The sequence below is a fragment of the Azospirillum formosense genome (assembly GCF_013340925.1).
Taxonomy (GTDB): Bacteria; Pseudomonadota; Alphaproteobacteria; order Azospirillales; family Azospirillaceae; genus Azospirillum; species Azospirillum formosense.
Genome location: NZ_WHOR01000110.1, coordinates 1 through 18139 on the forward strand (window position 1 = coordinate 1; position 18139 = coordinate 18139).

Annotated in this window: 14 protein-coding genes; 3 read left to right on the forward strand and 11 right to left on the reverse strand. The window is 69.6% G+C overall.

The genetic code is table 11. The annotated features are described in order from the left end of the window. The 9 genes from GBZ26_RS15550 to GBZ26_RS15590 form a co-directional block, all read right to left on the reverse strand. A partial coding sequence (locus GBZ26_RS15550) for a glycosyltransferase family 4 protein (RefSeq protein ID WP_247884821.1) occupies positions 1–1427 on the reverse strand: 1427 nt, incomplete at its 3' end. 41 nt (positions 1428–1468) lie between these two features. After that, complete coding sequence (locus GBZ26_RS15555; RefSeq protein ID WP_174439617.1) at positions 1469–3631, reverse strand: hypothetical protein; 2163 nt, start codon at positions 3629–3631, stop codon at positions 1469–1471. Continuing rightward, positions 3628–4941, reverse strand: a complete 1314-nt coding sequence (locus GBZ26_RS15560) for a glycosyltransferase family 4 protein (RefSeq protein WP_174439618.1) — start codon at positions 4939–4941, stop codon at positions 3628–3630. The genes GBZ26_RS15555 and GBZ26_RS15560 overlap by 4 nt, the downstream gene beginning before the upstream one ends. Further along, entirely contained in the window at positions 4938–5765 is an 828-nt protein-coding gene (locus tag GBZ26_RS15565; RefSeq protein ID WP_174439619.1) for a class I SAM-dependent methyltransferase, read from the reverse strand. Before GBZ26_RS15565 ends, GBZ26_RS15560 begins: the two co-directional genes overlap by 4 nt. A 4-nt stretch (positions 5766–5769) precedes the next feature. Then, positions 5770–8121, reverse strand: a complete 2352-nt coding sequence (locus GBZ26_RS15570) for a glycosyltransferase family 2 protein (RefSeq protein WP_174439620.1) — start codon at positions 8119–8121, stop codon at positions 5770–5772. A 74-nt stretch (positions 8122–8195) separates the two neighbouring features. After that, complete coding sequence (locus tag GBZ26_RS15575) at positions 8196–9017, reverse strand: calcium-binding protein (protein ID WP_174439621.1); 822 nt, start codon at positions 9015–9017, stop codon at positions 8196–8198. Positions 9018–9748: 731 nt separating this feature from the next. Next, positions 9749–9964, reverse strand: a complete 216-nt coding sequence (locus tag GBZ26_RS15580; RefSeq protein WP_035679385.1) for a hypothetical protein — start codon at positions 9962–9964, stop codon at positions 9749–9751. A 94-nt stretch (positions 9965–10058) separates the two neighbouring features. Then, positions 10059–11432, reverse strand: coding sequence for an HlyD family type I secretion periplasmic adaptor subunit (locus GBZ26_RS15585; protein WP_174439622.1), 1374 nt, complete (start codon positions 11430–11432; stop codon positions 10059–10061). Further along, entirely contained in the window at positions 11429–13150 is a 1722-nt protein-coding gene (locus GBZ26_RS15590) for a type I secretion system permease/ATPase (protein WP_174439623.1), read from the reverse strand. The genes GBZ26_RS15585 and GBZ26_RS15590 overlap by 4 nt, the downstream gene beginning before the upstream one ends. Positions 13151–13652: 502 nt before the next feature. On the opposite strand from GBZ26_RS15590, the gene galE reads away from it, so the two are divergent. The 3 genes from galE to GBZ26_RS15605 are packed head-to-tail and all read left to right on the forward strand — an operon-like array spanning position 13653 to position 16452. Then, a complete protein-coding gene (gene galE, locus GBZ26_RS15595) occupies positions 13653–14672 on the forward strand; it encodes a UDP-glucose 4-epimerase GalE (protein ID WP_174439624.1) in 1020 nt (339 codons plus the stop codon). A 14-nt stretch (positions 14673–14686) separates the two neighbouring features. Then, entirely contained in the window at positions 14687–15223 is a 537-nt protein-coding gene (locus GBZ26_RS15600) for a MarR family winged helix-turn-helix transcriptional regulator (protein ID WP_174439625.1), read from the forward strand. A 50-nt stretch (positions 15224–15273) separates the two neighbouring features. Then, positions 15274–16452 (forward strand): DUF2336 domain-containing protein, encoded by a 1179-nt coding sequence (locus tag GBZ26_RS15605; protein ID WP_174439626.1) that lies wholly within the window; start codon positions 15274–15276, stop codon positions 16450–16452. Between the two features lie 115 nt (positions 16453–16567). On the opposite strand, the gene GBZ26_RS15610 is transcribed toward GBZ26_RS15605, so the two are convergent. Together GBZ26_RS15610 and GBZ26_RS15615 are read right to left on the reverse strand one after the other, a co-directional pair. Then, a complete protein-coding gene (locus GBZ26_RS15610; RefSeq protein WP_174439627.1) occupies positions 16568–17383 on the reverse strand; it encodes a GDSL-type esterase/lipase family protein in 816 nt (271 codons plus the stop codon). After that, on the reverse strand, positions 17380–18139 hold a 760-nt coding region (locus GBZ26_RS15615; RefSeq protein ID WP_174439628.1), incomplete at its 5' end, for an SGNH/GDSL hydrolase family protein. The genes GBZ26_RS15610 and GBZ26_RS15615, both read right to left, overlap by 4 nt.

Here is an 18139-nt window from a genome sequence, read left to right on the forward strand (position 1 = left end):
ACCGTACATCTCGGGCAACAGAGACGGAGGGGGGGGAAAGGCACCCAGGGGGGGGGCCGCCGCGCTGTTCCGAAACGACAGCGGCGAGGATGGGGGGGCCCGCTTGACCGGGGCCCAACCCGCGCGGGACCTGGGGGCCCGTCTGCAGAGGCCCCCCCCCCCCCCGATCGCCCGGGCGGATGGCGCCCGCCGCCACGCCGACGTGTTCGACGCGCTGATCGCGAACGCGGGCGGCGGATGCGCATGCGCAGGCGGTCCCACAGGTCCGGCGTGGTTAGCGCCTCGGTCAGGCGGTCCACCAGATCCTCGACGCTGGCGTTGCGGAAATGCAGGCCGTCCACGCCGTGGGTGACCTTCTCGCCCATGCCGCCGATGTTGCTGGAGATGATCGGTCGGCCGTGCAGGAAGGCTTCCTGGATCACCACCGGCGAGTTCTCCCACCAGATGGACGGCATCACCACCCAGTCCACGTCCTTCATCAGGCCGGGCAGTTCGGCGGAGCGGTAGCTGCCGTAGAAGCGCACGCGGTCGCCGGCGCGCTCCACCGCCTCGTTGAATTTCTTCTGGTAGGCCTCGGGCTGGCGCTCCAGATTGCCGCCGAAGATCATCAGCGCGCCGTCCTCGCCCCACGCCTTCTCGGAGACGCGGCCGATCGCTTCGACCAGCACATGGGCGCCCTTGAACTCGGTGAGCTGGCCGAAGAAGGCGAAGCGGTTGCGCTTGCCGCCGCGGGCCAGCGGCCGGGGCGGGGCGATGCCCTCGACGGTCAGGCCGTTCTCGATCATGCGGAACTTCTCGCGGGGCAGGCCCCAGTCGACGTAGCGGTCGATCAGGAAGTTCGACGGGCTGACGTAGAAGTCCGCCTGCTCCAGGAAGGTCTTCAGGAACAGCTCGCGCTTGAAGAACTGCGCCTCGCCGATGTGCGGGAAGCAGCAGGCGCAGTCCGCCGGGCTGGCGCGGTAGCACAGCGTGTTGCGGCTGGTCTTCACCATCTGGCCGTGGTGGTGGCAGATGGACAGATACTCGTGGAAGGTCACCACGATCGGCACGCGCGGCAGAGCCTGCCGGATCGCCTGGATCGTCTCGATGCCCAGACCCAGGAAATGGTGGAAGTTCACCACGTCCGGCTGGAGGTCGCGGACGTAGCGGACGAAGTCCTTCTCCAGCCCCGGCAGATTGCGGTTCGACAGGCGGAAATGGTCGTAGTCGTTGGCGTGGTAGAGAACCTCCCGCTCCTTCTGGCGCAGCGCCATCAGGGCGGAACTGCCGTGCGGAGTCACGGGAGGAGAGGTGCGGGCCAGGTAATGGCTCTCCCAACCCGGCAGGTCGTGAAGTCCCTGGTGCAGGTTGTAGGAGGCCACCTCCGCGCCGCCCAGCGAGAAGGCGGGATGGCCGTGGCTGATGATCAGGACGCGCTTGTTGCTCATGGTCGGGCCGATCTCGAATAGGGCTTGCGGGACGTGCGGGCTCAGGCGGCGGCGCGGGCGGACCAGATGTCCTCGAAGCTCCAGCGGTCCACCATGGCGCTGGCGCGGCGCCAGCGGTCGGCGTGCGCGTCGCGCGGCTGTTCGTCCAGCGCCACCAGGGTGACGCGGGGCAGCCAGACGCAGGCCCCGCCCAGCGCGCGCAGGCGCAGGCAGAGATCCAGCCCCTTGTGGTCGGCCCCCATGTAGGAGCCCATGGTCGCCAGCGCCCGGACCAGCGCGTCCTTGGGCAGCAGCGCGCATTCCGGGGCGGCGGCGTCCACCGTCGCGGCGTCCTGCTCCTTCAGCCAGTCGCGCGGGTAGCCGGCGAAGCGCCGCTCGAAGGTCTTGGCCCCGTCCGAATCCTCCACCGCCATGATGCCGGCGAAGCGGATCGAATGGTCCTCGTAGAGCAGCGTCGGGCTGACCATCACCGGCCCGCCGGACTTGCGCGACACCCGCTCCAGCGCCGCCAGCCAGCCCTTCTCGGTCGGCAGGACGGAGGGGGAGAGCGTCAGCACCCGCTCGCCGCGGGCGTGGGGCAGGGCGGCGGCCATCGCCTCGAAGGCGTCGGTGGCGTCGGGGGCGGCGACGAAGGTGACGGCCATGCGGTAGAAGGCGGCGGCCTGACGGACCGCCCCGCCCAACCGCTCGTGCGTGCCGGCGGCGGCGACCACCAGCAGCTCGGTCTCGGCGAAGTCCGGGTCGATGGCGAGGCGGGCGATGTTGAGGTCCACATCCTCCCGCGCGTCGGTTACCGGCAGGATCACCGAGACGCGCGGCGCCTTCACCGGACGGCCCATCGGGTGCACGCCGGTCGACGGCGCAGCACCGGAGCGGGCGCGGGCGGTGCGCAGCATCGGCCCGACATGGCGCGCGATCAGCGTATCGATGGACGGGCTGTCGAGATTGACCAGCGACAGCATGCGGCGCAGCGCTTCCGGGGCCGGGGGCAGGCAGCTCAGCGGCAGGAAGGCGAAGCGGTCGTCGGCCAGTTCCAGTTCCAGATGGAACTCGGCGCCCGGGGGCAGGCCCGACGGTTCGGCGGCGAAGGCGGTGAAGCCGTGCTGGTCCTGGCCGGGGATCATGCGTCCCGCGAACAGGCCGTCATGCTGGAAGGCCTCCGTCACGTCGCGGCGGGCCAGCCGCGACCAGCCTTCGTCCAGCCGGACGGCGACGCCCGGCCCCTTCAGCGTGACGGCGCGGACCTGCCGCGTCGGGTCGAGCAGCCAGCCGGCGACGAACAGCCCGGCCCCCGGCACGCGCAGCGCCATGTCCAGCCCGGTGCGCACCGGGATGTCGAGCCGCGACACCGTTTCCGCACCGTCGTAGCGCGACGCGGCGATCCGCGTCATCCGCTGGCGCGTCTCGGCGTCCTGGATGTTGCCCAGCATGTCGCGCACATGGGCGGAGGCGACGCCGTCGGGCAGGATTGTGCGGTGCTCGAAAATCTCCAGATGGCGCCAGCCCTCGGCGGCGCGGTAGTGGATGCGGCGGATGGCGGTGGGAAGCGGGGTCTGGTCGGTCAGCACCGCCATCACGCCCGACGCCTCCGGCGGCAGGTCCGGGCGGGCGAAGGACCCGGCGGTGGCGCGGTAGGCGGCGGTCTCCTCCGCCTCGATCAGGATCTTCTGGGCGCCGCTGCGGAAGCTGCGCGCCCAGCCCTGGAGCATCAGGCTGCCGTCACGGAAGCGCCCGAACACCTCGGCGAAGCCGTCCGGCTGCGACACCTCCTGGGCGAGGCCCGAGAGCAGGCGCCCGATGCGGTCGGATTCGCCGTCCGAAGACGCGGCGAGCTGGATCGCGAAATCCAGCGCCACGGCCAGCGCGCCGGGCTGGAAGCCCTTCAGCGCCGAGACGAGGTGCGACGGGTTGGTGCGGACGTTGGACAGGCGCGGCAGGACGAGGCGTTCCCCCGTCTCGTCCGCCAGCTCGACGCGCGACGGGCGCATCTGCGCCAAGCCCGGCACGCGGATGCCGCCGAGGAACCAGCGCTCGCCCTCCGCGTCGGCCCAGGAGCGTCCGGCGTAGCGGCCCTCCACCGACCCGTCGAGATGAACGGCGCCCTGGGCGGGCAGCGCCCGGTCGATGGCGCCGAACAGGACGAGCGTGTCGTCGTCAAGAAGAATGGCCGCCGTGATGTCGGCCTTGGTGATCGGTTCCCTCATCCCGCGATGCTCCCCGCAATCGAGCCCTGCCCATGTGTTTGCCCATGCGTTCCCCCCGGACCGTTCATTATGTCGTCATAGAGAATGACGTGTTGTTCGGCGGACTCCTCGGTCGTCGGGACCGCCGGCATGTTGGAGACGAGCCGGTCCCACAGGCCCGGCTCGGTCATCGCGCGCGTCATCACGCGCGCCAGATCCGCGGCGTCCCCCGCCCGGAAATGCAGCCCGTCCACCCCGTCGGTCACCGATTCCGCCATCCCGCCGATGCCGCTGCAGATGACCGGGCGGCCGTGCTGGAAGGCTTCGCGGATGACCAGCGGGGCGTTCTCCCACCAGATCGACGGCATCACCACCCAGTCGGTGGCGGCCATCAGCTCGGGCATTTCCTCGCGCCGGTAGGGACCGTGGCGGACGGCGGTGCCGCGGGCGCCCTTGAAGCCCTGCTCGACCTTGTCCTTGAAGGCGTCGGTCTGGAAGGGCGCGCCGCCATGGACGGCCAGCGTCAGGTCCTGCCCCTGCTTCTCCAGCCGGGCGGCGGCGTCCAGCGCGACGGTGATCCCCTTGAAGGGATTCAGGTTGCCGAAATAGGCGAAGGCGTTGCGTGGAGCGCCCGCGGGCAGCGGCCGGTGCGGCGCCGGACGGACCGCCGGGCGCCCGTTCTCCATGACGGAGATGCTGTCCGGGTCGATGCCCCAGGCGATGTAGCGGTCGCGCAGGAAGGCGCTGGGCGCCAGGAAATGGTCGACCAGCCCGAACATCGCCTTGATGTGCTTGTCGCGCAGCACGAACTGGTCGGCCGGCCGGTCGGGGAAGCAGCGGTGGCAGGCGTCGGGCGAGGCCATGCGACAAAGGGCATGGCCGTTGGTCGTCACCATCTGCCCGTCGTTGGCGCAGATCGGGTAGTAGTCGTGCAGCGTGTAGACGATCCGCGCCAACGGGCAGACGCGGCGGATCAGGAACAGCATCTCCACGCCCAGCAGCAGCGTGTGGTGGATGTGCACGATGTCCGGCTGGAAGGCGCGCAGCAGGTTCGACAGGTCCGGCACGATGCCGTGCAGGTCGATCTGGCTTTGGAAGAAATGGTCGAAATGCCCGGCCCACAACACCACCTCGTCGGCACTGCGGCCGAGCGTCTGGAGGTTGGTGCCGGGCTTGCGGTCGCGGTGGACGCCGTTGGTGCAGGCGAGGAACAGGGCCTCCGCGCCCTTGGCCTTCAGGCTGCCGAACAGCTCGTGCGCGAAGATTTCCGTGCCGCCGGGATGCAGGCTGGGGTGGTTGTGGGCGACGACGAGGACGCGGGGCAGGCTCATCGCGCGGCCTCCTTTTCCAGAACCAGGAGATCCTGGAAGTTCTCGGCGTTGCGCTGCCCGCTCCAGTGGCCGCGCAGGACCGGGCGCGCCGGGCGCAATCCCTGTTCCGCGAAGGTGTCGAGCAGGAAGGATTCGCTGTAGGCGACGGCGGCGTTCGGGTTCGCCTCGTCGGCGATGAATTCCGGCCCGGCGGCGTCGAGGAAGGCCGGGCGGGCGGTCTTCTTCGCGATGCCGTCCCGCGCGCGGGCGTCGACCAGGAACAGGCTGAGGAAGCAGCGCCCGCCCGGCTTCAGAACGCGGGCGATCTCCGCGGCGTAGCGCACCGTCTCCGCCGTCCGCAGATGGGTGATGACCGAGGTCAGGATCACGAAGTCGTGCCCGCCGTCCGGGAAGGGCAGGCGGGTCCGCGCCGCGTCCTCCGCCCCGCCGGGGTTGTAGAGCGCGTTCGCCACGTCGAGCGTCCGGAAGCGGAACTCCGGATAGGCCGGGGTGATCGTCTCCGTGCACCAGCGGATTCCGTCCTCGACGATGTCCACGCCGTCGTAGCTGGAGTCCAGATACTGGGTCAGCGGCACGGCCATGCGGCCGATGCCGCAGCCGATCTCCAGCACGCGGTGCTTCGGCTTCAGCCCGCCGACGCGCACGAAGTGGCGCAGGAACTCCGCCCCGATGGCCCGGAAATCGCCGTCGCCGATGAACACGCGGTCCGGCGGCGGCACGGGCAGGAAGCGGTTGCGGGCGATCTGCGCGCACAGCCATTCCAGCCGCGGGTCGGTGTTGCGGCGCAGGACGGCGAGGCGGCGCCCGGTGAGGATCTCGTTCATCAGGTCAGCTCCGGTTCCGGTTCGCGCGCCCGAACAGGCGGGATTTGCCCGGAACGGCAACGGGAAGGGCGGTGTCCGTGGGGGCGCCCGCCGACAGCGGGCGCATCAGGCTGTCCTCCAGCGCGGGCGGCGGCGGCAAGTCGTTCCAGTCGCGCGCGGCCAGCTCCTCCATCATCGCGGCCCAGCGGCGGGCGTGGAGCCAGCCGTTGTATTCGGAGGCGACACCGCGGGTGTAGCCCTGGTGCCGGCTGATCGAGCGGCGCTCCAGATGGTACAGCTCCACCGAGGGGACGTAGCGGATGTCCAGCCCGGCCTTGCGGACGCGCAGGCAGAGGTCGGAGTCCTCGTAGTCGCCGATGACGTAGTCCTCGCAGAAGCCGCCCACGGCATCGAAGGTCTCGCGGGTCATCATCAGGCAGGCGCCGGTCACGCCGGGCACGCTGCGCTCCCGCCGGGCGGGAAGGAAGTCGCGCGGCAGGCCCTTGAAGAAGTGATGGTTGTACCAGCGCCCGCGGACGTCGCGGTCGAAGTAGAGGCCGGCGTGCTGAAGGCTGTCGTCGTCGAACAGCAGCTTTGGCCCGACCGCCCCGGTGCCCGGCGCGCGCTCCAGCGCGGCGAGCAGGACGGGCAGCCAGCCGGGCTGGTCGGGGATCACGTCGGAATTCAGGAACAGCAGCGTCCGCCCGCTGGAGGCCGCGACGCCCGCGTTGTTGGCCGCCGAGTAGCCGTAGTTGGCCGGCTGCACCAGCACCCGCATCGGCAGGCCGTAGAGCGCGTGGAAGCCGTGCAGCATGTGCACCAGCTCGTCGCGCTGCTCCGGGCTGTCGAGCACGAAGATCAGCTCCGCCCCGGCCATGCCGGGATCGGTGGCGAAGCTGGAGAGCTGGAAGCGCAGGAACTCCAGCGCCTTGTAGAGCGGGATGATGACCGAGACGGCCGGCGTCTCCGGAAGGCGCCCGAAACTGACCGTCTCCGGTTCGCCGCGGCTCGCCATGTGGGCGGCGTGGAGCGGCGCCACGGCCGGGGCGATCACGGTTTCCAGAACCAGCGGCGTCGCGTGCTGCGGCGGCAGACTGCCGAGCACCGCGGCGCGGGCGTCGGCCGGCGACAGCGGGCGCAGCGGCGGCACCAGCCGGATCGACCCGCCGGAGCCGAGGCGAAGCTCCGCATGGACCTGAAGCGCCGCCGCGGGCTCGGGCGCGCCGGGCAGATAGGCGACGAAGCCGCTGCGGTCGGTGGACGGGGCGGTGCCGAACAGCTTCGCCACATCGTCGCGCGGGAAGCGGTGCTCCAGCACCTCCAGCCGCCGCTCGCCGCCGAACGGCGTGTGCACGGTGAGGCCGCCGGACAGGCCGTGCGGGTCGTGCACCCAGCCGGCCAGGAACAGCCCGCCGTCACCGGTCGGCACCGCGAGGTCGAGGGCGGCGCCGATGGAGCGCTTGGCGTCGGCGACCTGCCGCTTGGGCAGCGGGGCGAGCACCTGAAGCTCGCGCACCGCCGCCGCCGCCGTGGCGTCCGACCGCCCGCGCTGGGCGAGCGCGTTCAGAATGTATTGGCGCAGCTCCAGCGGCGTGTCGCGGCGGGTGGACAGCCGCTCGGTCAGGCTCGGCAGGTTGGGCGCCACGGCCGAGAAGGCGCGGCAGGCCAGCCCGTTGCGGCCGAGCACCACCAGCAGGTTGCCCGGCGCGCACAGCGCCTTGTCCACCAGCAGCGACATGGCGGCGCGCCCGCGCCGGTCCAGGGCGGAGCCGACGCAGACCTCGAAGGGGGAGGGGCCGACGGCGCCCGCGGTGATGATGACCGCCCCTGTCACCTCGCCGAAGCCCGACGACAGCGACCCGCCGCAGAGCAGAAGCTCGTCGGTGGCCAGGGCGCGGGCGACGAGCGGGGAGGGGGTGGGCGACAGCTCCAGCACCATGCGGCGGCAGACCGCGGCGAAGCCGGCGTCGCTGCGCAGCGCCGGGGTGGAGCGCGCGAAATCGAAGAGGAAACGGACCACGCGCAGCCGCGAGGGCGCGTCGAGGCTGCCCAGCAGGAAGGCGGGGTCGGGGTCGGGGACTTGCGGTTCGGCCAGAACCTCCGCGACGACGCGGCTCTGGGCCACGAAACGGACGGGCGCACCGGAGATCCGGGGCGCCCGCAGGATCGACAGCACCCGCTGCCCGCCCCAGCTCGTCCGGACGGACAAGGTGGTGTAGGGCGGCCGCACCTCCTCGCCATCGAGGGTGGGAACGACCCGGCCGGAGGGCTCCGGTCCGTCGCTCTCCCACGAGGCGAGCACGAAGTCGTCGCCGAGCGCATGGAGCTGGGCGGACGCGATGGAGGCGGAGGCCGGCAGGACGGCGAGCACGGTCATGCGTTCCTTAGCCGGACCCATCGGCGGCGTGCGGAAAACACGCCGCCGGTCCGGTTCCTGGGTGGGTTACGGCTTTAGTGAATGACGAAGAAGTCGTTCGGGTTGTTGTGAACTTCGTCGGCCGAAACGCCCTTCAGCATGATGCTGTCGCCGTTGCCGAGATCGATGACGGCGTTGCCGCCCATGTCGGTGACGCGGGCCGCCAGATCGGAGGCGTCGTTGATCTCCAGACCGTTGATGTTGCGCTCGATCTGGAGGACGTCCTCGCCGGCGCGGAAGTCGAGAACGACGTCCTGGCCGCCGCCGCCGGAGAAGACGAAGATGTCGTTGCCGGCGCCGCCGACGAGAATGTCGTTGCCCGCACCGCCTTCCAGGATGTCGTTGCCGTCACCGCCGGACAGGAAGTCGTCGCCTTCGCCACCCTTCAGGATGTCGTCGCCGGTGCCGCCCATCAGGATGTCGTTGCCGGCGCCACCGTCCAGGTAATCGTTGTGGCCGCCGCCCATCAGGACGTCGTCGCCGTTGCCGCCCTTCAGAATGTCGGCGCCGTCGCCGCCGTTCAGGACGTCGTCGCCGTTGCCGCCGTCGAGGATGTCGTTGCCGCGGCCGCCGATCAGAACGTCGTCGCCGTTGCCGCCGGACAGGTAATCGTCGCCGTCCCCGCCATCCAGCGTGTCGTTGCCGTTGCCGCCGTCCAGAACGTCGGCTCCGCTGCCACCGCTCAGCAGGTCGTTGCCGTTGCCGCCGAACAGGGCATCGCGCCCGTCGCCGCCCAGGATCGTGTCGGCGCCGTTGCCACCCATCAGGATGTCGTCACCGTTGCCGCCGTCGATGAAGTCGCTGCCGTTGGTGCCGGTGATGATGTCGTCATAGTTGCCGCCAGGAAGGGTGGCCATGAATCATACTCCTTAACGATGGGATTCGGTGGGGTGGGGGATTTCCTACCCCGAAATGGCGAGGTACCCCTAAGCCTTTACCCAAATACCGTTCGGCGGGGCTGTGACAAAACTAAGGTCAAACCCAGGCAAATCTTGAGTTCATTGAGTCAAAACACAATAATCATCAACGTTCATTACGTCATTCCTGTCACCTTGGCTTCAAAGCCCTTCGAAAATCTAAACATCTAATTTTGGACGTCGTGGAGGCTCAGTGGTTTTACGGCCTCCATCCAAGATGAAGACTCATGTTTAGCCGAAGTGGCGGAATTGTTTGCTCCTAATACTTTTAAAGAAACCCGGAAGACCGTTTTGTCGAAATTTGACGAAATGCCTTGAAATGACCCGCAAGTCCTATGCGTTTGGCTTAGGATTACGCCGTTGATCATTGCTCTTCGGGGGTATCCGGCGATGCCGCGGCGCATTCAAAACACTGGCTTTTAAAAAGCCGTCGAAGAGAGCAGGCGGTTTTAAAAGTCGGAATTTGAAAGCGGTGGCTGAGCGGTGCGGGCCGCTTGGGGCTGCGCGGTGTTCAAAACGCGCGCCGTCGGGCCACCCGAACAGGCGCTGCCCGATGCCCAAGCCACTCCGGCAGCCCGCCGATGTCGAGCGGAACGCCGCCGGATGGCTGTGGCAACGCCCCCGAAAGGGCAAAATTTTTTTACTTGCGTCTGTTCGGCATGCGGGCCGGATCAGACTTTTCCGGCCTCGGCGGCATCCAACGCGACCCGCGCCAACTGCATCAGCTTGTCGTCGACGGCCGCTTGATCATAGCCGGGGTTGTCGGCCAGCGAATCGCGCAGACGCATGGCGATGAACTCGCCGGTGTGGTGCTTGTCGTAGAGATGAACGTCGCCGATGGCGTCGGCGACGCGCTTCAGGGTGTTCCGGTCCCACTGTGTGGTCATGCTCGCACGCTCCCTTCCTGGCCTGTCGGCCCTCTGTCTTGCCTGCTGGGCAACGGGGGAGCGTGCGAAATGATCCGGTGCGGGGCCGTCGCGGTCAGTTCTCGCGGAAGGCGCGGTTCATGCCGTCGGTCAACGGCGTCAGGAAATACTCGATGGCCTTGCGGGTGTGCCCGTGGATCATCACCTCGGTCGGCATGCCGGGATGCAGGTCGACGTTCGGCAGGGCCTTCAGCGCCGCGGCGTCGAGGCTGATCCGGGCGAGGAAGTAGGCCTGCCCGGTGCGCTCATCCTCAAGCTGGTCGGCGGAGAGGGTCAGCACCTTCCCCTGGACCGGCGGCACCAGCCGCTGGCGGTAGCCGACCAGCCGCACCATGGAGCTGCCGCCCACGTCGATGTTCTGCACGTCGGCCGGGGACACGCGGGCCTCGACGATCAGCCCGTCGTCCTGAGGGACGATGTCGAGGATGCCCTGGCCCGCCGGGATGACGCCGCCCGGCGTGTAGAAGCGCAGGTTGGTGACCCGGCCCGCCTGCGGGGAGACGAGTTCCTGGCGTTTCAGGATGTCGCCGGCGCTGCGCAACCGCTCCGACAGGTCGGAGACGGTGGCCTGGACGGTCTGAAGCTCATTCCCGACCTCCGACCGGCGGGTGTTGCCGAGGTTGATGATCTCCAGCTCCGCCGCGGCGATGCCCTGCTCGGCCTTCGACTTGTCGGCCTGGATCTCGCCCAGCCGGCCCCTGGTGTCGGCGACGTTGCGCTGAAGCTCCAGCATGCGCGGCTTGCGCTCGTAGCCCTTGGCGAGCAGCGTCTCGACGATCCGCAGCTCGTCCTGGGTGTAGCGCAGCCGGTCGTTGGCGGCGACGCGCTGCGACTCGAGCGCCACCAGCTCGTCGCGGAGCTGGCCGATCCGCTTGCGCTGGATGGAGATCTGCCCCTCATAGGCGTCGCGCCGTGATTCGAACAGGCGCTGTTCGGCGGCCAGCGCCTCGGCGGCGACGGAGCTGGTCTTGGCGGCGGCCACCAGTTCGTCGGCGTAGACCGGGGCCTTGGCGTCGGTCTGCTCGGCGCGCAGCCGGGCGAGGCGGGCCAGCGAGGTCCAATACTGCCCGTGGAGCTGGGCGACCACCGCGCCGCTCTGCGTGGTGTCGAGCCGCAGCAGGACCTGCCCGGCCGTCACCATGTCGCCGTCCTTGACCAGCAGCTCGCTGAGGATGCCGCCCTCCAGGTGGGAGAGGGTCTTGCGGTGGCTTTCCACCATGATGGTGCCGGGCGCGATGGCCGCGCTGTCGAGGCTGGCGGTGAAGGCCCAGCCGAAGAAGCCGCCGAAGCCGATGGCGACGGCCAGCGCCCCGGCCAGCGCGGTGTCGCGCAGCGTCGGCTCGTGCGGCGTCACGTCGATGACCGGCGACCAGGCGGCGGTGAGGGGGGACGGCGCGTTCGCGGGCTGGGAAAGCGTCGTGTCGGTCATGCGGATTCTCCCGTCCGGACCAGCCGGGCCACCTTCACGGCGCCGCCGGGCTGGACCATCTTCAGCACGTCGGTGCGTTCGCCGAAATGCTCGACCATGCCGTCCTTGAGGACGAGCAGCTTGTCGGCGACCGATACGATGGAGGGGCGGTGGGCGACCATCACGATGGTGGCGCCGTCGCGCCGCGCGTGGTTGATCGCGGTCAGCAGCGCCTGCTCGCCTTCGTGGTCGAGGTTGGAGTTGGGCTCGTCCAGAACGATCAGTCGGGGCCTGCCGAACAGCGCGCGGGCCAGCGCGATGCGCTGCCGCTGGCCGCCGGACAGGGCGAAGGCGTTCTCGCCGACCGGCGTGTCGTAGCCGAAGGGCAGGCGCCCGATCATGTCATGGACCCCGGCCAGCCGGGCGGCGCGCACGATCTCCGCCGGATCGGCCTGGGCCATGCGGGAAATGTTCTCGCCGATGGTGCCGTCGAGCAGCGCCACCGACTGCGGGACGTAGCCGACATACTGGCCGAAGCTCTCGCGCTCCCACAGGAAGGTGCTGGTGCCGTCGAGGTAGATGCCGCCGGCGGTGGGCTCCCAGATGCCGACGAGCAGGCGGGCGAGGGTCGACTTGCCGGCGCCCGACGGGCCGATGATCCCCAGCACCTCCCCCGGCTCCAGCGCGAAGGAAACGCCGCGCAGCACCGGGCGTTGCAGGCCCTTCGGCACATGGCTGACGCGGTCGACGGTCAGGCGCCCGTCGGGGCGGGGCAGCGGCATGGTGCTGCGCCGCGCACCCTCGCCGTTCAGAAGCTCGCGGATGCGCTTGTGGGCGGTCTGGGCGACGACCCACTGCCGCCAGTTCTCCACCAGATGCTCGAAAGGCTGGAGGAGGCGCGCCATGATGATGCCGGTGGCGATCATGCTGCCCGGCGACGCCTCGTTCCGGATGACCAGCGCCGCGCCCGCGGAGATGGTGGCGATCTGAAGGATCAGACGCAGCGAGCGGGACGCCGAGGCCATGCCGCGCGACAGCACCACGCCGCGGTCGATCAGCGAGGCGGAGCCGATCTGCGCCATCTGCCAGCGCCGGGCCAGCGGCGGCAGCATGCCCATGGCCTCGATGGCCTCGGCATGGCGGACGGTGCTGGCGACATCGGCGAAGACCTTGGCCGACGCCTCGTTCGCCTCGGCGATGGGGCGGCGGGTCAGCGCGTCGGTCAGCGCGTTCATGGTCAGCAGCAGCAGCGCCGACCCCACCGCGATCCAGCCGTAGATCGGGTGCAGGATGAACAGGATGACCAGGAAGATCGGCGTCCACAGCAGGTCCAGCGGCACCACCACGGCGTTGCTGGTCATGAAGTTGCGCAGGTCGTTCAGGTCGCGCATCGTCTGGCCGGCGTTGCGCGTTCCGCCGCCCAGCGCGTCCACGATGGCCGCCTGCAGCGCCGGTACGTTGAAGCGGTGCGCGATGACCGCCCCGCAGACCAGGAAGGCGCGCGCCCGGATGAAGTCCAGCACGCCGTACAGCACCAGCCCGCCCACGGAGATCACCGCGAGCATGGTCAACGTCTCCAGGCTGCGGCTGCTCATCACGCGGTCGTAGACCTGCATCGTGTAGAGCGGCACCACCAGCATCAGGATGTTGACGAAGAAGGTGAGGGCGCCGGCCAGCAGCAGGCCGCGTCCGATCTTCCGGTAGGCTTGGGTCAGCAGGGTCCGATCCATACCGCTCATGCCGATTCCTTTTCTTGCGTCCTGCGTTCCGGCCGCGTTCCGGAGTCCCGCGTTCTCAGGTTTTTGGGGCGGGCCATGAAGCCGGTCATGCAAAGGGCTTCATGGTTAACGAAATGTTGAAGCGCGGCCGCGTCGCATGAACTCCTTTTGAGACGAAGTCCGGACAAAGGCCGCCCATTGCGGGAAGACTGGTCCCGCGCCATTTCCGCTTACGTCCGACGCTGCGTTGCGGCGTGTGACAACTTTGAGCCCTTACCTCGTCCGGCATGCATCGAAAGAGGTATTTGCAGCGCTGTAAAATGTTGTTTCAGAACATTTTTCTCGTCATGCATCGAGCGTGTCCCGGCGCCCATGTCTCTTTTTCGTCAACTGGCCTTCCGTGTGAATTGACGGCATGGTGCATCGCGGAACTCTTGCACTTGCCACCGGGGGATGTACGATCCTTTGATGCCGGCGGGTGCCTGGACTGACGAATATTTCTCAAATCCAAGGAATATTTACGATGAACACGCCCCAGACCGTACTCGTGACCGGCGGTGCCGGCTATGTCGGCAGCCACTGCGTGGCCGAACTGCTCGACCGCGGCTTCCGGGTCGTCGTGCTCGACAACCTGCGCCAGGGCCACCGCGCCGCCGTGCCGTCCGACGCCGCCTTCGTGGAGGCCGACCTTGCCGACATGGACGCGCTGACCCGCGTCTTCGCCGAATGGCGCTTCGACGCGGTGTTCCATTTCGCCGCCCTGTCGCTGGTCGGAGAATCGATGCGCGACCCGCATCTCTATCTGCACGGCAACACCGTCAACTCGCTGAACCTGATCCGCGCGGCGACCACGGCCGGCGTGCGCAAGATGGTCTTCTCCTCGACCGCCAACCTGTTCGGCACGCCGGAGCGCCTGCCGATCGACGAGGAGACCACCATCGACCCCGGCAGCCCCTACGGCGAATCCAAGTTCTTCATCGAGCGCGCGCTGCACTGGGCGGATCGCTGCCACGGCCTGCGCTCCGCCTGCCTGCGCTACTTCAACGCCGCGGGCGCGCATCCGAACGGAATCATCGGCGAGGATCATCATCCGGAAACCCACCTGATCCCGCTGGTGCTCGACGCGGCCAGCGGCCGGCGCTCGCACATCGAGATCTTCGGCGACGACTACCCGACGCCGGACGGCACCTGCGTGCGCGATTACATCCATGTCTGCGACCTCGCCGACGCGCATCTGCGGGTGCTGCCGGCGCTGGAGACTCGCAGCGTCCGCTTCAACCTGGGCAATGGCACGGGCTACAGCGTCCGCGAGGTGATCCAGGCGACGGAGCGGGTCACCGGCCTGACGGTCCCGGTGAAGGTCGGGCCGCGCCGTGCCGGCGATCCGGCGGTGCTGATCGCCTCGTCGGAGCGCATCCGGGGCGAACTGGGCTGGACCCCGCGCTTCCCCGATCTGGACAGCATCATCGGCAGCGCGTGGGAATGGCGCCGCCGCCATCCGGGCGGCTACCGCGGCCCGGCCGTGGCGCAGGCCGCCGAGTGACGGAGAAACGAGGGATGAGCACGCAGCGCCGGGCGGGCGCCGAATCCAGGCCGGCCCAAGACAAGCCCGATGCCATCGATGCGGCGGAACTGGCCGAGTATCACGGGCTCGCCCGGCTGATCGAGCGGATGCACCGCCGGTTCCTCGACGTCGTGCGGGCCGGCCTGCTGCGGCAGGGGATCGACGACATCGGGCCGGTCCAGGCGCTGATGGTCATGCTGATCGGCGACGACGAGCCGTCGGTCCGCGACCTGATGGAGCGCGGCTATTATCTGGGGTCCAACGCCTCCTACAGCCTGAAGATCCTGGTGGAGGCCGGCTACATCGACCGCGGCGCCAGCCAGCGCGACCGCCGCACGGCCCGCCTGCGCCTGACCGACAAGGGACGGACGCTGCGCGACGAGCTGTTCAATCTGGAGCAGGCGCAGGCCGCGGCGCTGGTCCGCAACGAGGCGGAGGCGGCCGACCTGAAGGCCGCCTACCGCACGCTGCGCCGGCTCGACCGCATCTGGGGCGACATGGTCCGCTACGCCGGCCAGGGCCTCGATTGAGTGGCCTGACTGAACCGCCTTACGCATCTCCCACCCGCAGGCATCCGCACATGACCGACTCATCCCTGTCCATCCGCGATGTCGAGCGCCTGCTCGAATCCCCATCGGCGGAGGCCCGCATCGACACGATGCAGAAGCTGGCCGGCGATCTGGAGAAAGGCGGGCTGACCGACGCCGAACGGTCGCTGGCGCTGGAGGTCATGCACTGCTTCGCCGCCGACGCCCAGGTGGCGGTGCGCGAGGCGGTGGCCTGGCAGATCCGCAACAACGCCATGCTGACCGCGGAATTGGCCGAGCGGCTGGTGAAGGACGTGGCCCGCGTGGCCTTCCCGATCCTGCGCGACGCCGGAAGCCTCAGCGACGAGCTGCTGCTCGACGTGCTGGCCGACCCCGACGCCGGCAAGCACATGGCCGTCGCCAACCGCCACACCGTGTCGGCGCGGGTGGCCGGGGCCGTCGTCGAGACCGGCAACGTCGCGGTGGTGACCGCCCTGCTGCGCAACCCCGGCGCGGAGCTGGCCGAACCGGCGCTGCACCGGGCCTTGGACCGCTTCGGCCGGGTGCGCATGGTCAGCGAGGCCGCGGCGACCCGCCCCGGCCTGCCGTTGGCCGTGGTGGAGCGGCTGGTCGCCTTCGTCTCCGACGCGGTGCGCGCGACGCTGGCCCACAGCCATGGCCTGTCCAAGGATCTGGTGGACCGGCTGGCCAACCGCGGACGCGAGTCGGCGACGCTGCGGCTGCTGCGCCCGGCGCTCCGCGGCGAAGAGGATGTGGAGGCGGTGGCCCGCTGGCTGCACGCCAACGGGCGCTTCACCGCGGCGCTGCTCTTCCGCGTGCTGTGCGCGGGCGACGTGGCGCTGTTCGCGGAGGGGCTTGGGGCGAAGGCCGGCATACCGGCGGAGAACGCCCGCAGGCTGGCCTGGGACGACGGGGCGCTGGGGCTGCGGGCGGTGCTGAAGAAGGCGTCGGTCGCGCCGGTCCTGGTGCCACCCTTCCAGGTGGCGATCGCCACCGCCAAGCGCATGGGTTACGAGGGCAGCGACAACCGCCGCGACGATTTCCAGGCGGAGGTCATGGCCGACCTGTTCGCCGCCCTGACCCCGACGAACGAATGGGCGGTGGACGACCTGCTGCTGCAACTGTTCGACGGCGCGTCGGACGAGGTGATCGACCGGGCGCTGGATCAGGCGGGATTGCCCTTCGCGCCGGTGCGCGGGACGGGGACGTGAGGGCGCGGGTGCGGTGACTCCGGCCCCCTCCCTGAAATCCCCGCGTCCCGGGGGAGGGTGCCTTTTGCGACCTGTCGGGAGATGGCCGTACGCCTGAGAGGTGCGGGAGGCGCCTTTACGGACGTACGGACACTTTCCCCGCGGTCCGCAGGCTGAAGGCGTCGTGCAGCGAGGCGGCCAGCGTGCGCGCCACGCAGTCATAGCCGAAGTCGTTCTGATGGATGCCGTCCGGCCCGACCAGATCGCTCATGGCGGCCTGCCGCGTCTCCACCCATTGGCGCATCACCGCGTAGCGGTGGAACAGGCCAACCTCTTCCTCCGCCGCGATGCGGGCGATGCGGGCCTCCATCTCCTCGTGCCGGGGTTTGGCCAGCATGGCCGGGGCGTATTGCAGATCCATCAGCACGACGTCCAGACCGGCATCCTTCAGCGTCCGCACGCCGCTGCGGATCACCTGTTCCGCCGCGTCGGGATCGTCGCCGCGCAGGACGGTGTTGGCCGCGACCTGCCAGACCACCAGATCGGGCGCCTGATCCAGCACGTCGCGCCGGAACCGCTTCACCATGTCGGGCCCGGTTTCCCCGTTGGCGCCCTTGTTGAGGACGGTCAGGGCGAGGCCGGGGTAGCGCGCCCCCAGATGCTCGGCCAGACGCGCCGGGTAGCTGTGCTCCGGTTTGCTGGCCCCCGCCCCGGCGGTGGAGGAGGAACCGATGGCGACGATGCGCAGCGGCCCACCGGCGGCCAGCGCCCGCGCGCTGCGCGGCAGAGGAACGGCAAGGTCGGCGGTCTGAACGGACACGGCGCAGGCCGCCGCCCTCACCCGATCGGGCTTGCCCGTCAGGCCGGCGAGAAAAGGGACGAGGAACAGCAGGGCGGTGGAGAGGACGGCGGCTCTCCGGCCACGGGTCCGGGGGGCCTGGGTGCCGGTCACGGAGCGGGTCTCCCGGCGCGGTCGATCATGGTGGACACGGTGTCGGCCAGAATGCGGCCGAGGCAGCGGTGGACGAACTGATAGGCCTGCAGCTTTTCCGCCTTGGAATCGGGGGCGAAGCCGACGCGGCCTTCCTCGAACCAATGCCGCATCATCTCGAAACGGGGGAAATGAACCACGTCGCTGTTCTGCGACATCCACTCCACATAATCCAGGTAGGGCTGGAAGGTGATGAGCTGGGTCGTCTGCGGGCTGTACTGCATGTCCATCAGGATCACGTCGGCGCCGCGCTCCTGGGCCGCCGCGATGCCGTGGCCCAACGCCTCCCCGAAGCTGTCCGGCCCGATGTTCCGCATGGCGTCCGCCGTCCCCACCTGCCAGACCAGCAGGGAGGCGGCGGAGGCGGCCAGCTCCCGGTTCAGGACGGGCAGCATCTCCTGCGCGGTCGCCCCCGGCGCGTTGCGGACCGTCACGCTGATCTTGCGATCGGGCAGCCGGGCCGCCAGCTCCTTCTCCAGCAGCGCCGGATAGGCGGTGTCGGGGCGCGAACTTGCCGAGTTCAGCACCAGTATGGGCAGCGCGCCGCCGCGCTTCAGCCGCTCCCAAGCGCGCGGCAGGGCGCCATCGATGGTGTAGACGGATTCCGGAACGGCGCAGGGATCGGCGGGTGTCTCCGACGCCGCCTCGCGCGCCGCGGGGGGGGGGGGTGCGGGGCTTGTAATACCCTGGCGCGGCCGGGAGCCGCCTCCCGTGATG

Excerpts from the sequence above, each read along its gene's own strand:
- GBZ26_RS15590 (WP_174439623.1), bottom strand. The coding sequence starts at position 13,150 with ATGAGCGGTATGGATCGGACCCTGCTGACCCAAGCCTACCGGAAGATC.
- GBZ26_RS15575 (WP_174439621.1), bottom strand. The coding sequence starts at position 9,017 with ATGGCCACCCTTCCTGGCGGCAACTATGACGACATCATCACCGGCACC.
- GBZ26_RS15585 (WP_174439622.1), bottom strand. The coding sequence starts at position 11,432 with ATGACCGACACGACGCTTTCCCAGCCCGCGAACGCGCCGTCCCCCCTC.
- GBZ26_RS15555 (WP_174439617.1), bottom strand. The coding sequence starts at position 3,631 with ATGAGGGAACCGATCACCAAGGCCGACATCACGGCGGCCATTCTTCTT.
- GBZ26_RS15580 (WP_035679385.1), bottom strand. The coding sequence starts at position 9,964 with ATGACCACACAGTGGGACCGGAACACCCTGAAGCGCGTCGCCGACGCC.
- GBZ26_RS15565 (WP_174439619.1), bottom strand. The coding sequence starts at position 5,765 with ATGAACGAGATCCTCACCGGGCGCCGCCTCGCCGTCCTGCGCCGCAAC.
- galE (WP_174439624.1), top strand. The coding sequence starts at position 13,653 with ATGAACACGCCCCAGACCGTACTCGTGACCGGCGGTGCCGGCTATGTC.
- GBZ26_RS15560 (WP_174439618.1), bottom strand. The coding sequence starts at position 4,941 with ATGAGCCTGCCCCGCGTCCTCGTCGTCGCCCACAACCACCCCAGCCTG.
- GBZ26_RS15605 (WP_174439626.1), top strand. The coding sequence starts at position 15,274 with ATGACCGACTCATCCCTGTCCATCCGCGATGTCGAGCGCCTGCTCGAA.
- GBZ26_RS15600 (WP_174439625.1), top strand. The coding sequence starts at position 14,687 with ATGAGCACGCAGCGCCGGGCGGGCGCCGAATCCAGGCCGGCCCAAGAC.
- GBZ26_RS15570 (WP_174439620.1), bottom strand. The coding sequence starts at position 8,121 with ATGACCGTGCTCGCCGTCCTGCCGGCCTCCGCCTCCATCGCGTCCGCC.